Annotated in this window: 23 protein-coding genes and 1 tRNA gene; 19 read left to right on the top strand and 5 right to left on the bottom strand. The window is 60.6% G+C overall.

Annotated features, from left to right (window positions below; translation table 11 throughout):
• Positions 1-380: 380 nt before the first annotated feature.
• From PXK01_RS13005 to PXK01_RS13000, 3 genes are read left to right on the top strand one after another with little or no spacing between them, the layout of a single operon-like run.
• Positions 381-1010, top strand: coding sequence for a hypothetical protein (locus PXK01_RS13005; RefSeq protein ID WP_274860393.1), 630 nt, complete (start codon positions 381-383; stop codon positions 1008-1010).
• Positions 1011-1265 (top strand): HNH endonuclease, encoded by a 255-nt coding sequence (locus tag PXK01_RS21990; protein ID WP_446728450.1) that lies wholly within the window; start codon positions 1011-1013, stop codon positions 1263-1265.
• A 45-nt stretch (positions 1266-1310) separates the two neighbouring features.
• The gene (locus PXK01_RS13000) at positions 1311-1613 is read left to right on the top strand and encodes a tyrosine-type recombinase/integrase (protein WP_274860392.1); all 303 of its coding nucleotides are present in this window, start codon (positions 1311-1313) and stop codon (positions 1611-1613) included.
• Between the two features lie 239 nt (positions 1614-1852).
• Here the strand turns inward: PXK01_RS13000 and PXK01_RS12995 are convergent.
• Positions 1853-1942: transfer RNA gene (locus PXK01_RS12995), tRNA-Ser, on the bottom strand.
• Between the two features lie 119 nt (positions 1943-2061).
• On the opposite strand from PXK01_RS12995, the gene PXK01_RS12990 reads away from it, so the two are divergent.
• From PXK01_RS12990 to PXK01_RS12960, 7 genes are all read left to right on the top strand, one after another.
• Complete coding sequence (locus tag PXK01_RS12990) at positions 2062-2913, top strand: DUF2059 domain-containing protein (RefSeq protein WP_274860391.1); 852 nt, start codon at positions 2062-2064, stop codon at positions 2911-2913.
• A gap of 259 nt (positions 2914-3172) precedes the next feature.
• Complete coding sequence (locus tag PXK01_RS12985; protein ID WP_274860390.1) at positions 3173-3733, top strand: 50S ribosomal protein L21; 561 nt, start codon at positions 3173-3175, stop codon at positions 3731-3733.
• An 11-nt stretch (positions 3734-3744) separates the two neighbouring features.
• Positions 3745-4014, top strand: coding sequence for a 50S ribosomal protein L27 (gene rpmA / locus PXK01_RS12980; RefSeq protein ID WP_192966544.1), 270 nt, complete (start codon positions 3745-3747; stop codon positions 4012-4014).
• 208 nt (positions 4015-4222) lie between these two features.
• Positions 4223-4759 carry a GNAT family N-acetyltransferase gene (locus tag PXK01_RS12975; RefSeq protein WP_274846862.1) on the top strand — a complete coding sequence of 179 codons (537 nt, stop codon included), beginning with the start codon at positions 4223-4225 and terminating at the stop codon, positions 4757-4759.
• A gap of 125 nt (positions 4760-4884) precedes the next feature.
• Entirely contained in the window at positions 4885-5919 is a 1035-nt protein-coding gene (gene obgE, locus PXK01_RS12970) for a GTPase ObgE (protein ID WP_274846863.1), read from the top strand.
• Positions 5907-7013, top strand: coding sequence for a glutamate 5-kinase (proB, locus tag PXK01_RS12965; protein ID WP_274860389.1), 1107 nt, complete (start codon positions 5907-5909; stop codon positions 7011-7013). Before obgE ends, proB begins: the two co-directional genes overlap by 13 nt.
• Positions 7014-7083: 70 nt before the next feature.
• Positions 7084-8349, top strand: a complete 1266-nt coding sequence (locus PXK01_RS12960; protein ID WP_274860388.1) for a glutamate-5-semialdehyde dehydrogenase — start codon at positions 7084-7086, stop codon at positions 8347-8349.
• Between the two features lie 63 nt (positions 8350-8412).
• Here the strand turns inward: PXK01_RS12960 and PXK01_RS12955 are convergent, their stop codons facing one another.
• On the bottom strand, positions 8413-9009 hold the full coding sequence (locus PXK01_RS12955) for a histidine phosphotransferase family protein (protein WP_274860387.1): 597 nt from the start codon (positions 9007-9009) through the stop codon (positions 8413-8415).
• A gap of 29 nt (positions 9010-9038) precedes the next feature.
• Between PXK01_RS12955 and PXK01_RS12950 the strand changes: the two genes are divergently transcribed.
• The 5 genes from PXK01_RS12950 (at position 9039) to tsf (ending at position 12808) form a co-directional block, all read left to right on the top strand.
• Positions 9039-9221 (top strand): DUF3553 domain-containing protein, encoded by a 183-nt coding sequence (locus PXK01_RS12950; RefSeq protein WP_274860385.1) that lies wholly within the window; start codon positions 9039-9041, stop codon positions 9219-9221.
• A gap of 104 nt (positions 9222-9325) precedes the next feature.
• A complete protein-coding gene (locus tag PXK01_RS12945; RefSeq protein ID WP_274860384.1) occupies positions 9326-10084 on the top strand; it encodes a GNAT family N-acetyltransferase in 759 nt (252 codons plus the stop codon).
• Between the two features lie 7 nt (positions 10085-10091).
• Entirely contained in the window at positions 10092-10931 is an 840-nt protein-coding gene (locus tag PXK01_RS12940) for a lysophospholipid acyltransferase family protein (protein ID WP_274860383.1), read from the top strand.
• A 156-nt stretch (positions 10932-11087) separates the two neighbouring features.
• Positions 11088-11855: a 30S ribosomal protein S2 gene (gene rpsB, locus PXK01_RS12935; protein WP_274846870.1), complete on the top strand. Its 768-nt coding sequence runs from the start codon at positions 11088-11090 to the stop codon at positions 11853-11855.
• Positions 11856-11932: 77 nt separating this feature from the next.
• Entirely contained in the window at positions 11933-12808 is an 876-nt protein-coding gene (gene tsf, locus PXK01_RS12930; RefSeq protein WP_274860381.1) for a translation elongation factor Ts, read from the top strand.
• Positions 12809-13291: 483 nt separating this feature from the next.
• Here the strand turns inward: tsf and PXK01_RS12925 are convergent, their stop codons facing one another.
• The 3 genes from PXK01_RS12925 to PXK01_RS12915 all read right to left on the bottom strand — a co-directional run bounded on the left by PXK01_RS12925 (position 13292) and on the right by PXK01_RS12915 (position 15613).
• The gene (locus tag PXK01_RS12925; protein ID WP_274860379.1) at positions 13292-14047 is read right to left on the bottom strand and encodes an autoinducer binding domain-containing protein; all 756 of its coding nucleotides are present in this window, start codon (positions 14045-14047) and stop codon (positions 13292-13294) included.
• Entirely contained in the window at positions 14044-14499 is a 456-nt protein-coding gene (gene aroQ / locus PXK01_RS12920) for a type II 3-dehydroquinate dehydratase (protein WP_274860377.1), read from the bottom strand. Before aroQ ends, PXK01_RS12925 begins: the two co-directional genes overlap by 4 nt.
• A 118-nt stretch (positions 14500-14617) precedes the next feature.
• Positions 14618-15613 carry an NADPH:quinone oxidoreductase family protein gene (locus PXK01_RS12915; protein ID WP_274860376.1) on the bottom strand — a complete coding sequence of 332 codons (996 nt, stop codon included), beginning with the start codon at positions 15611-15613 and terminating at the stop codon, positions 14618-14620.
• A 154-nt stretch (positions 15614-15767) separates the two neighbouring features.
• On the opposite strand from PXK01_RS12915, the gene PXK01_RS12910 reads away from it, so the two are divergent.
• Genes PXK01_RS12910 through PXK01_RS12895 form a run of 4 tightly spaced genes read left to right on the top strand, consistent with a single transcriptional unit; the run spans position 15768 to position 19933 of the window.
• Positions 15768-16943, top strand: coding sequence for an acyl-CoA dehydrogenase family protein (locus tag PXK01_RS12910; RefSeq protein WP_274860374.1), 1176 nt, complete (start codon positions 15768-15770; stop codon positions 16941-16943).
• A 5-nt stretch (positions 16944-16948) separates the two neighbouring features.
• Positions 16949-18064: an acyl-CoA dehydrogenase family protein gene (locus PXK01_RS12905; protein ID WP_274860372.1), complete on the top strand. Its 1116-nt coding sequence runs from the start codon at positions 16949-16951 to the stop codon at positions 18062-18064.
• 12 nt (positions 18065-18076) lie between these two features.
• Positions 18077-18892 carry an SDR family NAD(P)-dependent oxidoreductase gene (locus PXK01_RS12900; RefSeq protein ID WP_274860370.1) on the top strand — a complete coding sequence of 272 codons (816 nt, stop codon included), beginning with the start codon at positions 18077-18079 and terminating at the stop codon, positions 18890-18892.
• Positions 18893-18922: 30 nt separating this feature from the next.
• Positions 18923-19933 carry an NAD(P)H-dependent flavin oxidoreductase gene (locus tag PXK01_RS12895; RefSeq protein ID WP_274860368.1) on the top strand — a complete coding sequence of 337 codons (1011 nt, stop codon included), beginning with the start codon at positions 18923-18925 and terminating at the stop codon, positions 19931-19933.

Below are 19933 nucleotides of genomic sequence, written 5' to 3'. Positions count from 1 at the left end.
CAGATGTCCGAAGGTCTTCCTGTCCGCCATCGCCCTCGCAGCCCTCGTCATTTACTGGCTATGAGTCCTGAGCCTAGAACATCAGGAACCTCACATGCGATACCGGCCCATAGCGGCCTTTCACAATGGCAACCAGCGCCGCACCGCAGCTTCGCCAAACTCGACTTTCGTGCATGCCGCAGCATTTCGGGCGGCCGGATATCGACTTTGCGAAATCTACTGCCTTTGCTTTGCGAGCTCTCCTGGCATCTCTATGATCGATGAAGTTGCGGTGCCGACCGTCGAATAGTTGATAGAGCGTGGTGACGTTTCGCCCGCCGCAAATACTCCAATCATTCGCCAAGTGCGATATAGCATCCAAAAACCTAAGGCGTATGCAGATGTATAAACCTCGTGATGAAAAAGGCGACGAACTCGACGCGAAGTTTTCAGTTGAATCCCTCAAAGACGGTTTTGACCTTGTTATCGAGTCTCGAGGTGGGTCCACTGGCGGGCGCCCGCCTCGAAATACTGACTACGCGCCTGCTCTGGTAATACACCTACGCCGAATGGCACAGGTAGGCATGGTGCTGGACGATCTTCAAGTTGCCAGCTCCGAGGCGATGCGGTTGCCAGAGAGCATGCGCCAAATTCGACCATTAGGCTACACGCTGCCGCTCGAACTTGCGTCAGTATCAGACTTCGACGAACTCCGGTTGGCTATTGGGCGGGCGACCGGCGAGCATGAGACAAAGTCAAAAAAGGGAGGCAATCGGACAAAGAGGCTAAGATTGCGGATACGCTGGCCTGATGCATCCAGCATGTCAGCGGATTTCATAGCTAAAATGTTAGCCAATCCTGATGCTTGCGAAGTTCCGACGGGAGACCCGAAAGAGCTGTCCGAGCGAGTCGAACGCGCACGCAAGCGAATGCGCTTGAACGGGGCCACTCCCCCAAAAGGCCAAGAGAAGGTTCGAAGAACTTCTGCTACATCTGACCGATATATCCGCGATCCGGAAGTCATAGCTTGAGTGCTGGAGGAGGCAGCTGGTATTTGCGAAAACTGCGGTTCTCCCGCGCCGTTCAAACGCATTGACGGCGAAGCGTTCTTAGAGGTGCATCACGTCAGGCCGCTTGGAGAAGATGGCCCGGACGTGATCGAAAACGCGGCCGCCTGCTGCCCAAATTGTCACCGGCGGCTACATCACGACCCATCAAGAGACAGCCTCCGCCGCAAGCTGATTACATCTATCAATCGTCTCAAGGACTTCCCGGCCAAAAAATAGCTTCAGCCCGTTTATTTGCTTGAACGCGAACATCGGCCTATCCTGTTGAAAATCCCTCGATCAAATGTCTCTCCCTATATTTTCTGGAACTCTACCGAACACGGCTATTACAAGGACCCGTCGAACCTCTTCTGGGAATACGGACAAGAAACAGGGTTTGATGCCCGGCTGCATGATCTTCGGCACAAGTTTGCCATTGAACGCCTCAAGGAGGGTTGGTCCATCTATCGCGTTCAGAAATACATCGGCCATGGATCGGTGCTGACCACAGAGCGCTACTATCTCAGGTATCTTACCGCGAAAGAGAAGGCTCGAGTTTCCGCAGATGGCGATAACGGGTTTCGCTAAGAAATGCCTGGTGAAATGAGGAGGGGATCCCGCGATTGCGGGGTCCCCTTTTTTCATGCTCGGGGGGGCTGTCAGTCTTGAAAAGGGGCATAGATACCGGCCTAAGTGGGCATAGTCGGCATACCCGGAAGCCACAAAAGGTGTCATAGTATGACACTATTGGCCCGAAGCTCAGGAAATAGATAGGGGATTCCTTGGCCCTAAGTCGGGCGAGTTTTGCAGCGATATCAGGGGGATAGTGGCGGAGAGACAGGGATTCGAACCCTGGGTCCCCGTGAAGGGACAACGGTTTTCGAGACCGCCCCGTTCGACCACTCCGGCACCTCTCCGCGGGGGGTGAGCGGCGGTTTAATAGTGAATTTTGACGGGCGCAAGGGGGATTTTCAACTTCTCGCCAGAAACCCTCTTTTTCATTGCTTGTCAGGTAATTTCACCTAGGTTTGATGCTATGACAATCCTTCGCCTCCCTCCGTTCAGTGCCGCTCTGACTGCGTTTCTCATCGTTGCCAGCCTGCTGTTTCCGGCAGCCCCGGCCCAGGCCGCGGATCGATCCCGTGTGATGAGCTTTCTCGAGGTGACCGGTTTTGACGTCGCGCTTGACAGTATTGCCCTGTCGGCCAGCGGCGCACCGCAGATGCTGGGGCTTGAGGCGGGGGATTTTGGCGTCGGCTGGAGCCGCATGGCGGATCAGGTCTTTGATACCGGGCGGATGCGGGATCTGGCACTGGATATCCTGGTGGACACCCTGGAGGATACGGCGCTGGCCCATGCGGAGGCCTTTTATGGCAGCGCCCTGGGGCAGCGTCTGGTCGCCGCCGAAAACGCCTCTCACATGATCGAGGATGACGAGGTCAAGCAGATCGCCGGGCAACGGATCATTGCGGACCTCGTCCGTGAGGGCAGCGACCGGATTGCCTTGTTGCAGCGTATGAACCAGGCCATTGATGCCGCGGACACCGGGGTGAAGGCGGTTCAGCAGATCCAGTTCCGCTTTATCATGGCAGCCAGCGCCGCCGGGGTGATTGATCTGCAATTGGACGCGGAAGGCTTGCGGGCCTGGCAGCGCGATCAGGCGCCCAGCATGCGCATGGCGCTCAATGCTTCTGCCATGGCGGCCTCGGCCTATACCTATCAGGGGTTCACAGACGCAGAGGTCGACGCCTATGTGCGGGCGCTGGAAACGCCCCTGATGCAGCAGGTCTACGAGCTGCTGAACGCGGTGCAATATGAAATCACCGCCAACCGGTTCGAGGAATTGGCCTTCCGGATGCAGGATCTGGGGCAGGGCGAAGAGCTTTGACCACCTCGGGGGCGGCGCGGGGGTAACTGGTCTGCGTCCTGCGCCAAGATCACAAGTGGCAATCAGTGGTTGACATAGGGGCGGTATTGTTTAAATAGCGCCCATCCCGGCTCGGACTCTCTGCGCCGGGGTTATTTTGTCATAACGGCCCCTTCGAGGGTCGCGCTGTTCGAGGCGGCACCCGGCCAATGGGCCGACAGCCAAAAACACCTGTTTGATGCAGGGGCCAAAGGACGCGGTTGAAAAAGGAAAGACGCATATGTTTGCGGTCCTCAAGACTGGCGGCAAGCAGTACAAGGTTCAGGCGGGCGACGTGCTCCGCGTTGAGAAACTTGCTGCAGATGCCGGCGAAACAATCCAGTTCGACGAAGTCCTGATGCTCGGTGGCGACGCCCCCGTGGTCGGTGCTCCGCTGGTAGATGGCGCTGCCGTGAAGGCAGAGGTGATCGACCAGATCAAAGGCGAAAAACTCATTCACTTCGTGAAGCGTCGTCGTAAGCACTCCTCCAAGCGCACCAAGGGTCACCGTCAGAAACTGACCCTGATCAAAATCACCGAGATCCTGGCGTCGGGCGCAACCAAAGCTGCTCCGAAAGCCGCTGCCAAAGCTGCTCCCAAAGCTGCTCCGGCTTCTGCTTCCGCAGACGATCTGACCCAGCTGACCGGCGTTGGCCCTGCCGCCGCTAAGAAGCTGAACGACGCAGGCATCACCAGCTTTGCTCAGATCGCGGCCTTGTCGGCAGACGACATTGCTGCTATCGACGCGATCAAAGTGAAGCCCGAATGGGTTGAGCAGGCCAAAGAGCTGGCCAAAGGCTAAGGAGATAGACAATGGCACATAAGAAAGCTGGCGGTTCCTCACGTAACGGCCGCGACTCAGCCGGTCGCCGCCTTGGCGTGAAACTCTATGGTGGCCAGGCGGCCATCGCAGGCAACATCATCGTACGTCAGCGCGGCACCAAGTTCTGGCCGGGCGAAGGCGTTGGTCTGGGCAAGGATCACACCATCTTTGCAACCACCGACGGTGCTGTGACCTTCCACAAGGGCCTCAAGGGCCGCACCTTTGTATCGGTTCTCCCAGTGGCGGAGGCCGCTGAGTAAGCCGAACCCGACGTGGCAAAGAAATATTTAGGGGGATCGGCGATACTGCCGGTCCCCTTTTCAGTTTTTGCGGCACGCTGCTGAAGCTGTTTTGAGGGGAGAGAGACGACCATCATCTGGCAGTTCGGGGATCCGTACCTATCTAGGTGTTTTCCCGGCCGTGGCATCAGGGGCTGGTTGGTCGAAGTTATTTGAGGAGGAAGGCGGGATGAGTTTGGATCAGATGAGCCAGTACCCCATCATCGAGACGGAGCGTTTTCTGCTGCGTCCGCTGCGCAAATCGGACGAAGGCCTGATTGCCCATTATGCGGGAGATGAACGTGTGGCGCGGATGACCTCTTGGATTCCGCATCCCTTGCCGCCCGGCGCGGCAGAGGCCTATGTCACCCGTGCCATGGGCGCAGACCGCGAGGAAGAGATCTGGGCCATCGATGGCACGCCGTCCGGCGGCGATGAATTGAAGGGCGTGATCGGACTCAAGCGGATGGATCGCGACCAGGCCGAGGTGGCCTATTGGGTTGCACCGGCCTTCTGGAACACAGGGCTTGCCTCGGAAGCGCTGGAAGCCCTGGTCAAGGCGAATCCCTTGGGCAGTGCTGCAATGTTTGCCTCCGTGTTTCAGGACAACCCGGCATCGGCCCGGGTGCTGATCCACTGCGGCTTTGAATATCTGGGGGATGCGGAAACCTTCTGCGTCGCCCGCGATGCGACGGTTCCGACCTGGACCTACAGCCGCAAACAGTGATTGGCGGCCCCCTGACAATGGGGTAAGGCACTGGCAATGACATGCAGGCGGCGCAAACAGGTGCCGCTTGCCCGGGAAATGAAGCTGCGGGGCCGCAGAACGGGGCGCCGCGTTAAGGAGCTCACATGAAATTCCTCGATCTGGCAAAGGTCTATATCCGCTCCGGCGCCGGGGGAAATGGCTGCATCAGCTTTCGGCGCGAGAAATACATCGAATACGGTGGCCCGGATGGCGGTGACGGCGGCAAGGGCGGCTCGGTCTGGGCCGAGGCCGTGGATGGGCTCAATACCCTGATCGACTTCCGCTACCAGCAGCACTTCTTTGCCAAGAACGGCCAGTCCGGCATGGGGCGCCAGCGCACCGGCAAGGATGGTGACGACATCATCCTGCGGGTTCCCGTCGGCACCGAGATCCTGGATGAGGACGAAGAGACGGTTCTGGCCGACATGACCGAACTGGGCCAGCGGGTATTGCTGGCCAAGGGCGGCAATGGCGGCTTTGGCAACCTGCACTTCAAGACTTCGGTGAACCAGGCGCCGCGCCGGGCCAACCCGGGCCAGGACGGCGTCGATCGCACCATCTGGCTGCGCCTGAAGCTGATCGCGGATGCAGGGCTTCTGGGTCTGCCCAATGCGGGCAAATCCACCTTCCTGTCGGCGACCTCCAACGCGCGGCCGAAGATTGCCGATTATCCCTTTACGACGCTGCACCCCAACCTGGGCGTCGTCGGCGTTGATAATGCCGAATTCGTGGTGGCCGATATTCCGGGCCTGATCGAGGGCGCTCATGAAGGGCGCGGCATCGGGGATCGCTTCCTTGGCCATGTGGAGCGCTGCGCCGTGCTGCTGCATCTGGTGGATGGCACATCCGATACGCTGGTCGAGGATTATCACACCATCATCGGCGAGCTGGAAGCCTATGGCGGTGAACTTGCCGACAAACCCCGCATCACCGCGCTGAACAAGGTGGACGCGCTGGATGACGAGGAGCGGGCCGAGGCCAAGGCCGCCCTCGAAGAAGCCGTCGGCGGGCCGGTTTTCCTGATGTCCGGGGTCAGCCGCGAAGGTCTGACAGAGGTGCTGCGCGCCCTGCGCAGCCAGATTGACGAGGATCGCCTGCGCCTGAAACCCCAGGAGGAGGAAGAGACGTGGCGGCCCTGAGCGATGCGCGCCGGGTCGTCATCAAGATCGGCTCGGCCCTGCTGGTGGATCGCAAGTCCGGGCAGCTGCGCGCCGGTTGGCTGCATTCCCTGGCCAATGACGTCGCCTGGCTAAAGGCGAAAGGCAAGGATGTGGTGATCGTCTCCTCCGGCTCGATTGCGCTGGGGCGGGGCGTTCTGGGCCTGCCGCGCACGGAATTGCCGCTGGAACAATCGCAGGCGGCCGCCGCAGTCGGACAGATCCGCCTGGCCCGCGCCTATGAAGAGGCGCTGGCGCCCCATGGTATCACCACCGCGCAGGTACTGGTGACGCTGGAGGACAGCGCGGATCGGCGCCGTTACCTCAACTCCCGTGCCACGCTGGAAACCCTGATCGGCCTTGGCGCGGTGCCCATCGTCAATGAAAACGACACCATCGCCACGGATGAGATCCGCTATGGCGACAATGACCGGCTGGCGGCGCAGATGGCGGTGACCGTCGGCGCCGATACGCTGGTGCTGCTATCGGATGTGGATGGGTTCTACAGCGCCAATCCGGCGGTGGACCTCACGGCGAAGCGGTTCGAGCGCATTGATGACATCACCCCCGAGATCGAAGCCATGGCGGGCGAAGGTGTCTCGGGCCTCTCCAAGGGCGGCATGATCACCAAGCTGATGGCCGCCAAGATGGCAACCGCAGCCGGTTGCGCCATGGTGATCACGGAAGGTTCCGCCCTGAACCCGCTGAAAACCCTGGAAGATGGTGCGCCTTGTACCTGGTTCACAGCACAGGGCGATCCGCAGGCGGCGCGCAAGCGCTGGATCGCGGCAATGAAGACCCGCGGCGTGATCACCGTGGATGCCGGCGCCGCCCATGCGCTGATGAACGGCAACAGCCTGCTGCCCGCTGGGGTGCGCTATGTCGAAGGAGATTTTGGCCGGGGTGAGCCCCTGGCCATCCTTGGCCCAGACGGGCGTAAACTGGGGCAGGGGCTGTCGCGCTATACCGGTGACGAGGCCCGCGCCATCCAGGGGCGCCAGTCGGCAGAGATTGAGGCGACACTTGGCTATCCGGGCCGTGCCGCGCTGATCCACCGGGACGACATCGCCTTCTGATCCGCTTCTTTATGGAATTTCCCTCGGATTTCGCAGTAGGATCTGCGCGAGGGTGTCAAAGGCAAGATCGATGAAAGACAATACAGATATCCAGGCTCTCATGGCTGAGCTTGGCAAGAATGCAAAACTCGCAGCCGCCGAATTGGCAACCGCCAGCGCTGAGCGCAAGGAAAAGGCGCTGCTGGCTGCGGCAGATGCGGTCTGGGCGCAGCGGGCGGAGATTATCGCCGCCAACGCCAGGGACATGGACTATGGCCGTGACAAGGGCCTGTCGCCTGCAATGATGGACCGGCTGATGCTGGACGAGGCGCGCATCCAGGGTATCGTTGATGGCTTGCGTGCCGTGGCTGGGCAGGAGGACCCGGTCGGCGCGGTTCTGGAAGAATGGACGCAGCCTTCGGGCCTGCGCATTCAGCGGGTGCGCACGCCGCTTGGCGTGATCGGCGTGATCTATGAAAGCCGCCCCAATGTGACGGCCGATGCCGGCGCGCTCTGCCTCAAGTCCGGTAATGCGGTGATCCTGCGCGGCGGCTCCGAAAGCTTCCATTCCGCGCGCGCTATCCATGCCTGCCTGGTCGAGGGGCTGAAGGCCGCAGGCCTGCCCGAAACCGCGGTGCAACTGGTGCCGACGCGGGATCGCGCCGCGGTGCAGGAACTGCTGACCATGACCGACTACGTGGATGTGATCGTGCCGCGTGGTGGCAAGGGGCTGGTGGGTCTGGTCCAGCGCGAGGCGCGGGTGCCGGTCTTTGCCCACCTGGAGGGTATCGTGCATATCTACATCGACAAGGCGGCCGATCCGCAAAAGGCGCTGGATGTGGTGCTGAATGCCAAGACCCGCCGCACCGGGATCTGCGGCGCTGCCGAATGTCTGTTGATCCACCGCGACATTGCCGAAACCATCGGCAAGGATGTGTTGACGGCGTTGGCCCAGGCGGGCGTTGAAATCCACGCTCAGGACGGGCTGCCCGGCCCCGATGGCATGGTCACCGCCGCGGAAGAGGACTGGGGCAAGGAATACCTCGACGCCATCATCGCTGCGCGTCAGGTTTCGGATATCGACGAGGCAATCGCCTTTATCCGCGCCCACCACTCCCAGCATACCGATTGTATCCTGACCGAGGATGAGGCGGCGGTCGCGCAGTTCTTTGCCGAACTGGACAGCGCCATCCTGATGCACAATGCCTCTACCCAGTTTGCCGATGGCGGGGAATTTGGCATGGGTGCCGAGATCGGCATTGCCACCGGCAAGATGCACGCCCGTGGCCCGGTGGGGGCGGCGCAGCTGACCAGTTTCAAATACCTGGTGCGCGGGGACGGAACCGTTCGTGCATAAGGAAAGGGAAACGCAAAACGCCACCCAGATGGGTGGCGTTTTGCTTTGGCGCAGTCGGTGCGCTTAGAAGTGGATCGAGATCTTTTCCAGCATCGGATCAACGGTGATGGTCCGGCCTGCCTGTTCGGCGGCCTGCGGCAGCAGCGCGAACTGAACCTGCGCCGGGGTGATTTCGACATCGGCAGTCTTGTCCGTCAGCCGCGCCCAGAGGGCCTCGTCCATATTGACCTTCCGGCCCTCGCCGATCACGGTCCATTGCCCGTCAGCACAGAGAATGGCAACGGTGCCGCCATAGGGCAGGGCGCTTTCGAGGCAGAGTGCGGCCAGGAAGGCCATGCGCACCTCGCTGCGGCTGGCGCCATCAAGCGGCGCCCATTGAAAGGCGAGCCGACCGCCTTTGTTGATGTCATCCAGCACCGAAACCACTTCGGCCCGGCCCATCTGCTGATCACCAGCGGCGCCAAAGGCGACACGGAAAAAGCGGATGCGGGCATTGGCATTGGTGACACTGTCCGAAATCAGCTCCATCTCGGGGCCGGAGACTTCACCGGACATGCCCAGAAGCTCCAAACCGTTGTTGATGGCGCCGATCGGGCTGATCAGATCGTGGCAGATCCGAGACCCTATCAATGCGGGCAGATCTTCGTTATCTACAGCCATGTAATATCCTCCGAATTGGGCCAATTCTCATGACCGACCTCAATGCAATCCTGTCGCCGGGCATGTTGGTGAAACATCCAGACCACCCCGAGTGGGGGGTGGGCCAGGTCCAGTCCAATGCCGCAGGCAAAATCACCGTGAACTTTCGGGACCAGGGCAAGCTTGTCTTCGCCAGCAGCCAGGTGCCCCTTGTTCCGGTGTTTGAGCCATAATGGTTTACGAATTGTTAATAAAGCCTTTTCAGTTTTGTTAATCTCTTGCCTGTTTCAAGCCGGATACGCTATGCCCGCAGCAGACGTGACTGCAGAGAAATCTGATGCCCGACCCTTCCCATGACTTCTCTGTCCGTCTGGCGGAAACCGCCGACGATCTGCACGCGGCACAGGCCCTGCGCTACCAGGTCTTCGTCGAGGAACTGGGCGGCGATGGCGAGATGGTCGATCACGACGCCCGGCTGGAGCAGGACCGGTTCGATGCGCATTTCGACCATATGCTTCTGAGTGACCGGGCGACGGGAGAGGTGGTTGGCGTCTACCGTCTGTTGACCAGTGATCGCGCGGCAGAGGTTGGACAGTTCTATTCCGAAGACGAATACGATCTGGAGCCGCTGAAATCTTCGGGACGCAAGCTGTTGGAATTGGGGCGGTCTTGTCTGCATCCGGACTATCGCGGCGGTGCAGGCATGTACCATCTGTGGAATGGGCTGGCGCAATATGTCGCCGAACGTGAGATCGAGGTTCTGTTCGGCGTTGCGAGTTTTCCGGGAACCAATGTCGAGACGCTGGCCGCGCCGCTGTCGCTGCTGCATGAAAAACATCTGGCGCCCAAGGAGTTGCGGGTGCGCTCCAGGGCGTATCAGCGCATGGACCTGCGCGCGCCTGCGTCGCTGGACCGGCGCAAGGCCATGGTCGAGGTGCCTGCGCTGATCAAGGCCTATCTCAGGCTTGGCGGTTTTGTCGGTGACGGGGCCTTTGTGGATCACAGTTTCAACACCACCGATGTCTGCCTGATCCTGGATACCAAGCGGATGAACGCCCGCCAAAAGCGGATCTACGCAGGACCCAATGGGGAATGAGCACAGGATGACCCCCGTTTGGCATAGTGAGGAAGACCCCGAGCCGATCCGTATCGGTGCCTTGGGATGGGGGCTGGTGGTGATCCGGGTGCTTGTTCTGGGCACCCTGGTCTTTGGCGGATTGCTGATCCTGCTTCTGGTGCGGCTGGTCGAACAGCCCTTATGCGGGCTGCACCGGCCGGTGACACCCTTCATCACCCAAGTCGTCTGTCGCAACGCCTTCCGGGTACTTGGGATCGGATTTTCCACCCGGGGTGAGCTGATGCGGGAACGCGGTGCCGTGGTTGCAAACCACAGCTCCTGGCTGGATATCTTCGCGCTCAATGCGCGCAAGCGGATCTATTTCGTATCAAAATCCGAAGTTGCGGGATGGCCGGGCATCGGCTGGCTGGCCCGGGCCACGGGAACGGTTTTTGTCGACCGCGACCCCAGACAGGCCCGCAAACAGACACTCCTGTTCGAAGAACGCCTGAAGGCGGGGCATAAGCTGTTGTTCTTCCCCGAAGGCACCTCGACCGATGGGCTGCGGGTACTGCCTTTCAAGACCACGCTGTTTGCAGCCTTCTTCAATGACCATTTGCATGACTTCATGCATGTTCAGCCCGTTTCGGTGGTTTTCTTTGCGCCCAAAGGCCAGGAGGAGCGGTTTTATGGCTGGTGGGGCGATATGGAATTCGGCCCGCATCTGCTGAAAACCCTTGCCGCCCTGCGCCAGGGGCGGGTGGAGCTGCTTTATCATCCGCCCGTCCGGGTGCGCGATTTCCCCAGTCGCAAGGCCCTGGCCGCCCATTGCGAAGACGCGGTGCGTCAGGGGCATGAGATGTTGCGCCGGACGGCGGCAAAATAGCCCTTGCCCCGGGCCCACAGGTGTCCTATACGCGCGCCATCGAACCCGCAGGCGGGGTTTGGTCTGATTCAGGGGAGACATCCCTGACAGACCGCCGGTTGGAGCATCCGCTCTGAGACCCCCGCCGAGGATAAAACCGGAAAAGGATAGAATAGCATGGCTCTTCCCGAGTTCACCATGCGTCAGCTGCTCGAAGCTGGCGTTCACTTCGGCCACCAGACTCAGCGTTGGAACCCGCGCATGTCGCCCTTCATCTATGGCGCGCGCAACGGCATCCACATCATGGACCTGACCCAGACCGTTCCGATGCTGGACCAGGCGCTGCAGGTCGTTCGTGACACCGTCGCCAAGGGCGGCCGCATCCTGTTCGTCGGCACCAAGCGCCAGGCGGCACAGCCGATCGCGGAAGCGGCTGAAAAGTCGGCTCAGTACTACATGAACCACCGCTGGCTGGGCGGCACGCTCACCAACTGGAAAACCGTTTCCCAGTCGATCAACCGTCTGAAGGAAATCGACGAGCGCATGGAATCCGGTGCAGAAGGCCTCACCAAGAAAGAGCGCCTGGGCATGGAACGCGACCAGACCAAACTGCAGGCCTCGCTCGGCGGGATCCGCGAAATGGGCGGCGTGCCGGATCTGCTCTTCGTCATCGACGTAAAAAAAGAAGCCCTGGCCATCGCCGAAGCCAAGAAACTGGGTATTCCGGTTGTGGCTGTTGTCGACACCAACTGCTCGCCCGATGGCGTTGACTTCATCATCCCCGGCAACGACGACGCATCGCGCGCCATCGCTCTGTACTGCGACCTGGTTGCCCGTGCAGCTCTGGACGGCATGACCGCCCAGCTGGGCGCGGCTGGTGTGGATCTGGGCGCCCTGGAAGAGGCTCCGGAAGAGGAAGCCGTTTCCGAGGAAGCCGAAGCCTGATCCCACCTGTCATAGATTTGACATCAGGGGCAGGGTATCTCCTGCCCCAATCCGTTTCGATTTGAGGAGAGCCAAAGATGGCAATCACAGCTGCACTCGTAAAAGAACTGCGCGACTCCACCGGCGCCGGCATGATGGACGCCAAAAAAGCGCTGACCGAAACCAATGGCGACATGGAAGCGGCCGTTGACTGGCTGCGCACCAAGGGTCTGGCCAAGGCGGCCAAGAAATCCGGCCGTACCGCCGCAGAAGGCCTGGTGGCCGTTGTTGTCGAAGGTGGCACCGGCGTCGCGGTCGAGGTGAACTCGGAAACCGACTTCGTTGCCAAGAACGGCGAATTCCAGACCATGGTTGCCGGCATCGCCAAGGCAGCCCTGAACGTCGCGGACGTTGACGGTCTGAACGCAGCCGACCTGGGCGGCAAATCCGTTGCCGATACCCTGACCGACAAGATCGCCACCATCGGTGAGAACATGACCCTGCGCCGCATGGCCAAGATCGAAGGCGAAACCGTTGTGTCCTATGTGCACAACGCGGCCGCTGACGGCATGGGCAAGATCGGCGTTCTGGTCGCGATGACCGGCGGCGACGAAGCCTTCGGCAAGCAGGTCGCAATGCACATCGCCGCGGTGAACCCCGCCGCGCTGAGCGAAGACGATCTGGATCCGGCCGTTGTCGAGAAGGAAAAGCAGGTTCAGATGGATATCGCTCGCGAATCCGGCAAGCCCGAGCAGGTGATCGAGAAGATGATCGTCGGCCGCATGAAGAAATTCGTGGCTGAATCCACCCTGCTGAACCAGCAGTTCGTGGTGAACCCGGACCTGACCGTCGAAACCGCAGCCAAGGAAGCGGGCGCAACCGTGACCGGTTTCGTGCGCGTCGAAGTCGGCGAAGGCATCGAGGTCGAGAAGGAAGACTTCGCAGCCGAGGTTGCAAAGGCTGCTCAGGGCTGATCGCTCAGGCATCAAACACATGCGAAGGCCGATGGGGAAACCCGTCGGCCTTTTCCTTTGCGCTGGCTCGCTGCGCTGGACTTTGTGTGCCTGCGCGGCGGAAGCAGGCGGCCGAATGCGGTTCTTTGGTTGGAAGGCCAAAACACCAGTGTGCTCGGCACTGATCTTCACGTTCGGGGACAGGGTGGGGGGAATGGGGCCCCATTGATGGGGATGGATGGGACCCCAAAAACATGGAAACCGGCGCTGACTATAAACGCCGGTATCCACACAGGTCAGAGAGCCCTGATATTACAAGGATCGTTTCCCAAAGTTCCTAGGCTAAAGCCACCACTCACGGAACGGGTGTAGAGTGCAGTTTTCAATACGATAAAGGTAGTAGTGGATTCCTTACCTATTTGACGCTAAATGGCGTCTATTCGGTCTTGCGATCCGTTTCCGGCGGGCAGAAATCCGGGAATCACCGGCAGGCTGCCGGGATCCTCAGGTCTCCATCACGTACATCTGGTTTTGCAGCGCGGCTTTGAGCACGGCCTGGGCGGTGGTTTCGACAGCCAGGGCATCGCGTGCAAGACGGAGGTGTTTTTCGACGGTCGCCGGAGTCAGCCCCATCAACAGGGCAATATCCTGGGTGGTCTTGCCGTCGCCCACCCATTGCAGCGCCTCTTTCTGGCGTTTGGTCAGCCCGCGGTTGGGCGGCGCATAGGGCAGGGTGAGGATTTTCAGATGGACGACATTGTTCATCAGGACGATTTCCTCGCCATGGTCCTGCCAGATGGCTTCGACATCGTCCTGGCTCAGATCACAACGGGCACCAAGGGAGATTGCCCCCTTGAAACGGGCAGAGGTGGAGTAGAAGCTGACCGTATAGCCCGCTTGCATGTTCATCTTCTTGTTGAACTCGACCACGCGTTCGGACTCCGGCCCCAGCTTGCCGTCTTCGAACATCTTCTGGATCAGCCGCCAGCTGCCCGCCCCTTCATTCTCAAGCGCCCAGCGCAGCATCGGGGCGCTGGAATACAGCCCCTTGTGCAGGAACCCGTTGAGATATTCGGAACTGTGATTGGACAGGATGACAAAGTCATCGGGATCCCCGAGCGAGGTTTCCGTCTTGTAGCGCGTATAGCCGTAGATCAGCCTGTCGAACTCGAACTCGGCCATCTGTGCGACATGGGCATGCCATAACTCCTCAAGGGATCTGGCGCCGCACACCACATGCAGGTACTCCGAGAGCTTCATTCAGGCTTTGCCTCCGTTTGAAACCGTTCGGCCAGCGCATCGATGGCCAGTAGATAGCCGGTGCTGCCAAATCCGCAGATCTGCCCAATCACCGCGCGGGAGATATAGGAGCGATGCCGAAACTCTTCCCGCGCATGGATGTTTGAAAGATGAACCTCAACCGCAGGCAGTTCAACGGAAAACAGCGCATCCATCAGGGCGATGGAGGTATGGGTATAGGCGCCCGCATTCAGGATAATGCCGTCGTGGCGCCCCCGTGCCGCGTGAATGGCGTCCAGCAGGGCGCCTTCGTGGTTGGACTGCAGGCATTCCAGCGTGATCCCCCATTTGTTTTCAGCATGGGAGATGCAGCCCTGCTCGACCATGGCAAGGGTTTCATGCCCGTAAACTTCGGGTTGTCGGGTGCCCAACAGGTTGAGGTTTGGACCATTCAAGAGCAGAATGCTGGGCATCGCGGATTTCCTGTGTGGTTTATGTGCCGGAAACTACAGGAAGAATGCGCAGAATGCGACGGCTGAAAGACTCCTTTTTGAACAATGTCGCTTCTTGGCCCTTTGCCCGGATTTGCAATCAACTGTTGACCAGGACGATCTTGCCAAGGGCCTTGCGGTCCTGCACCAGCTCGAGGGCCTGGGCCGCATCCTCCATCGGGAAGGTCTGGCTGATGCGGGGCTTGATGGCGCCGCTGTCGTACATCGCAAACAGTTCTGCCATGTTTTCGGCATGGCCTTTCGGATCCCGAAACACCGATGCCCCCCAAAATACGCCGACGATGTCACAGCCCTTCAACAGGGGCAGGTTCATCGGGATCTGCGCAATGCCGGCCGGAAAGCCGACGACCAGGAAACGCCCTTCCCAGGCCATGGCACGCAGGGCCGGTTCGGAATAGGCGCCGCCGACGGAATCATAGATCACATCAACGCCATCTTTGCCGGACAACTCCTTGATCTGGGATGAGAACTCTTTCTGTTCGTTCTTGTCGAGGCTGCGCTTGTAAACCAGGGTTTGGTCGGCTCCGCTCTCGCGACAGAAAGACGCCTTGTCGTCCGAGGAGACCGCCGCGATGACCTCGGCGCCCATGGCCTTGCCCAATTCAATCGCAGCAATGCCGACACCGCCGGCAGCGCCCAGGACCAGCAGGCTTTCACCCGGTTTGATATGGGCGCGATCCTTCAGGGCGTGATAAGAGGTGCCATAGGTAAAGATGAAACAGGCGGCGTCCTCAAAGGGCATCGAATCCGGGATCTTCACCGCCCGGCCTGCGTCGATACACAGATGCGTGGCAAAGCCCCCGTGGCCGGTCAGGGCAAGGATCCGGTCCCCGACCGAGAAGCCCTCGACCCCGTCACCGAGTGCAGAAACCACGCCGGCAATCTCGCCACCGGGCGCAAACGGGCGCGGCGGTTTCACCTGGTAGAGATCCTGGATGATCAACGTATCGGGGTAGTTGACGCCCGCAGCATGGATCTCGATCAGCATTTGGCCCTTGGCAGGTTTTGGCGTCGGTTGCTCGGTCCAGGCCAGTGTTTCCGGTCCGCCAGGTGTGGTGCTGAGCATTGCTTTCATGGTGTTTGTCCTCTCCGTGCCGCCTGTTGGGGCTGAAATTACGTTAAGTCTTCTTCTGCGGCCGAGCGTTGTCAACGCAATAGCGAAATGCAATTCTGCTATGCGAAACAATTGACGCCACGTTGCGTCAATGGGGGAGAACATGGGGGGAAAGATGACCACAGATACCGGCATTGAGTTTGCCGATACGCCTGATTTTCGCAAGAAAATCCGCGCGTGGCTAGAGGATAACTGTCCTGCGGATATGCGCGATGGCGCCAGCGGCGAAGGCGCTATCTGCTGGGGCGGGCGCAACTGGGTGTTTTCCTCGGAAGGACAGCGGACCTGGCTGGAACGCTGCGCCGCGGTGGGTCTGACGGTGCCGACATGGCCCAAAGCCTATGGTGGCGCCGGATTGTCCCGCGATCAGGAGAAGATCCTGAAGGAAGAAATGGCGGCGATTGGCGCACGCTCCCCGCTCAACAGCTTTGGCATCTGGATGCTGGGCCCGGCCTTGCTGAAATTCGGCACAGAAGCGCAGAAACAGGAATTCCTGCCCCCGATCGCCCGTGGTGAGATCCGCTGGTGCCAGGGCTACTCCGAACCGGGGGCGGGTTCCGATCTGGCCGGCGTTCAGACCCGGGCCGAGGACAAGGGCGATCATTGGCTGGTCAACGGGCAAAAGATCTGGACCTCTTACGCGGACAAGGCAGATTGGATCTTTGCCCTGCTTCGCACCGATCGCGACGCGCCTAAGCACAAGGGAATTTCCTTTGTGCTCATGGACATGCGCAGCGAAGGTATCTCGACCCGACCGATCCGACTGATTTCTGGCGCATCGCCCTTTTGCGAGACGTTCTTTGACGATGTGAAGGCCCCGAAGGAGCAGGTCGTCGGCGAGGTGAACCGCGGCTGGGATGTGGCAAAATACTTGCTGACCCATGAGCGCGAGATGATCAGCGCAGGCGGGCAGGTGATGGGATCGGGCCGGGCCCTGGGCGCGGTTCTGGCGAACTCGGAAACCGGGCTCAGCGATCCGGTACTGCGCGCCGATGCCATGCGCACCGAAGTGGACGCGCTGGCGATGGAACTGACGCTGGAGCGCTACAAGGATCAGGCCGAAGGCGGGCAGGGCGTGGGTGATGCGTCAGCGATGCTGAAATATGTCGGAACCGAGCTGAACAAACGCCGCCTGGAGCTGGTGATGGCTGCTGCCGGCAGCGAGGCGCTGAATTGGGAGGATGGCCGCGCGCCAACCTGGCTCCGCACCAAGGCAAATTCGATCGAGGGTGGGACCTCCGAGGTGATGCTGTCGATCATTTCCCGTCGTATTCTTGGGCTCGGAGCATGAAGACCATGGCAAAACTCATTCAAACCGAAGAAGAAACCATGCTCCAAGACGCCGCGCGGGCGCTGTTGGACAATTCCGCGCCGGTCTCGCGCCTACGCGCGCTGCGCGATGCAGGGCAAACCCGTGACGATGCGCTGTGGCAGGAAATGGTTGCCGCCGGCTGGGCCGGGATCCTGGTGCCCGAAACTGCAGGCGGCGTGGATATGGGCCATGCAGCGGCCCATGTGCTGGCCCGGGAAATGGGGAGGACGCTGACCGTCAGCCCCTTCCTGAGCACCGCAGTGATTGCCGTATCCGTGCTGCGCCAGCTGAAGGATGCCCGCAGCCAGGCGGCCCTGAAGGCCATTGCCGAAGGCGCGCATACCTATGCGCTGGCCCTGGATGAGGGCGCGAAGTTCAACCCCGACCGGATTGAACTCAAAGCGGAAAAACGCGGAAATGGCTATGTACTTAACGGCGAAAAACGCTTTGTCGTCGATGGCGGCACGGCGGATCGTGTCCTTGTCCTGGCCCAAAGCGATGACGGGCTCTGCCTGTTCGATCTGGCCGCCGACAGAGAGGGGCTGACGCGGAGCTCGACCGATATGATCGACAGCCGCGATGCCGCGGACCTGACCTTTGAGAATGTCGAACTTTCGGGCGATGAACTGCTGGGCGCCGCAGGTGATGGCGCCAGTTTGCTGCGCTTCGGGCTGGAAGCCGGGCAGGCGGCGCTGGCGGCGGAAACCACAGGCTTGGCGCAGGCGGCCTTTTGCATGACCACAGACTATCTGAAAGAGCGCAAGCAATTCGGCGTGCCCATCGCCAGCTTCCAGGCGTTGCAGCATCGCGCGGCGCATCTGTGGTGCGAGCTGGAACTGACCTCTTCCGCGATCCTGCATGCGGGGCGTATGCTGGATCTGGATCCGGGCAATGCGACCCTTGCGGTCTCCCTGGCAAAGGCCCGGGCTACCGACACGGCGCAATTGGCGGTGCGTGAAGGGGTGCAGATGCACGGCGGGATCGGGATGACCGATGCCTACGATATGGGATTTTACATGAAACGTGCCCGCGTCGCCGCAGAATGGTTGGGCGACTACGGCTATCACGCTGCACAGGTGGCGCGGCTGCGCGGCTTTTGAGGGATGAGGAAAATGCAAGAACTCTTTTCACTGGAAGGAAAAACCGCCTTGGTCACGGGCGGGGCGACGGGGATTGGCCGGATGGCTGCCGAAGCCATGGTACGGGCTGGCGCACGCGTGTTGATCGCCTCTCGCAAGGGCGAAGTCTGCGAGGCGGTTGCGGCAGAACTGAACGCGCTGGATGCACCGGGGCGGGCCGAAGGTTTTGCTGGCGATGTGGGCGATGCCGAGGGGATCGACGCCCTGGTGGCAGAGGTCAAATCCCGCACCGATAAGCTGGACATCCTGATGAACAACTCGGGCATTACCTGGGGCGCGCCGCTGGGGCAATTTCCCCATCAGGCCTGGGAAAAGGTGATGAACGTCAATGTGACCGCCGTGTTTGACCTCACCCAAAAACTGCTGCCGATGCTAATCGCCTCCTCCCATGCGGACGATCCGGCGCGGGTGATCAATGTTGGCTCCGTCATGGGGGAAATCCCGATGGGTGATGGTGCCTATAGCTATGCTGCCTCCAAGGCTGCGGTGATCCACATGTCGAAAATTCTGGCCAAAGAGCTGGCGCAAAGCCATGTTACGGTCAACGCCCTGGCACCGGGACCATTCGTGTCGCGGATGACCGCCTTTGCGACCGGCGATGAGGAGAAACGTGAAAAGGTGGGCCGTGATGTTCCGCTGGGTCGCGTGGGCCGGGAAGAGGATATTGCCGGCGCGGTGCTGTTCCTGTCCGGGCGCGGGGGGGCCTATGTGACAGGGGCCGTGATCCCGGTCTCCGGCGGCATCAATGTGATGTCGGGGCACAACCTGTTTCAAAGCGCCATGGACTGAGCGTGAACATCAAACCCTAGAGGGCTGAATATGAACGAAACAACCTGGTCCCGGAATGAGGATCATCTGCCTGCGGCGCTGCGTGGATTGCGTATTCCGCTGATCGCCTCGCCGCTTTTCATCATCTCGGTACCGGAACTGGTGATCGCGCAATGCAAGGCGGGCATCATCGGTGCCTTTCCGGCGCTGAATGCCCGCGAGGGCGAAGGTGAGCCGCCGCTCTTGGAGGCTTGGCTGAAACAGATCACCGAAGAGCTGGACCGCCACAACCAGGAAAATCCCGACCGACCGGCCGCACCATTTGCGGTCAACCAGATCGTGCATCGCTCCAACACCCGTCTGGAACGGGATCTGGAAATCTGCACACGCTGGAAGGTGCCGGTCTGGATCACCTCCTTGGGTGCGCGTCCCGAGGTCAACGAGGCGGCGCATTCCTGTGGTGGCGTGGTCTTGCATGATGTGATCAACAACCGCTTCGCCAAGAAGGCCATCGAGAAGGGCGCCGATGGTCTTGTGGCCGTGGCCGCAGGTGCCGGGGGGCACGCCGGCCAACAGTCGCCGCTGGCCCTGATCCGGGAGATCCGTAGTTGGTTTGACGGCCCGCTTGCCCTTTCGGGTGCCATCGCGACGGGAGAGTCGCTTTTGGCGGCGCGGGCGATGGGGGCCGATTTCGGCTATGCGGGATCGCCGTTCATTGCCACTCATGAGGCCAATGCCCAAAGCGAATACAAGCAGATGATCGTCGACGGCGGCGCCGAAGACATTGTATATTCCTCCCTGTTTACAGGGGTTTGGGGTAACTACCTGAAAGAATCGGTGAGCCGGGCCGGGCTTGATCCTGACGATCTGCCCACCGCGGATGCCTCCTCCATGAACTTTGGCAGCGGCTCCTCCAAACCCAAGGCCTGGAAGGAAATCTGGGGATCGGGGCAGGGGATCGGCGCGGTGACCGAGGTGTGCTCTGTGGCCGATTTGGTGGCGCGGATCGATGGCGAATACCGGGCAGCGGGCGCGAGCCTTGCGGCCGAGTTCACGGGCTGA

The sequence above is a fragment of the Phaeobacter sp. PT47_59 genome, assembly GCF_028890025.1.
In the GTDB taxonomy this organism is placed as follows: Bacteria; Pseudomonadota; Alphaproteobacteria; order Rhodobacterales; family Rhodobacteraceae; genus Phycobacter.
The sequence above is the reverse complement of the archived record's forward strand: the minus strand, read 5'-3'. Positions and strand labels throughout refer to the sequence as shown.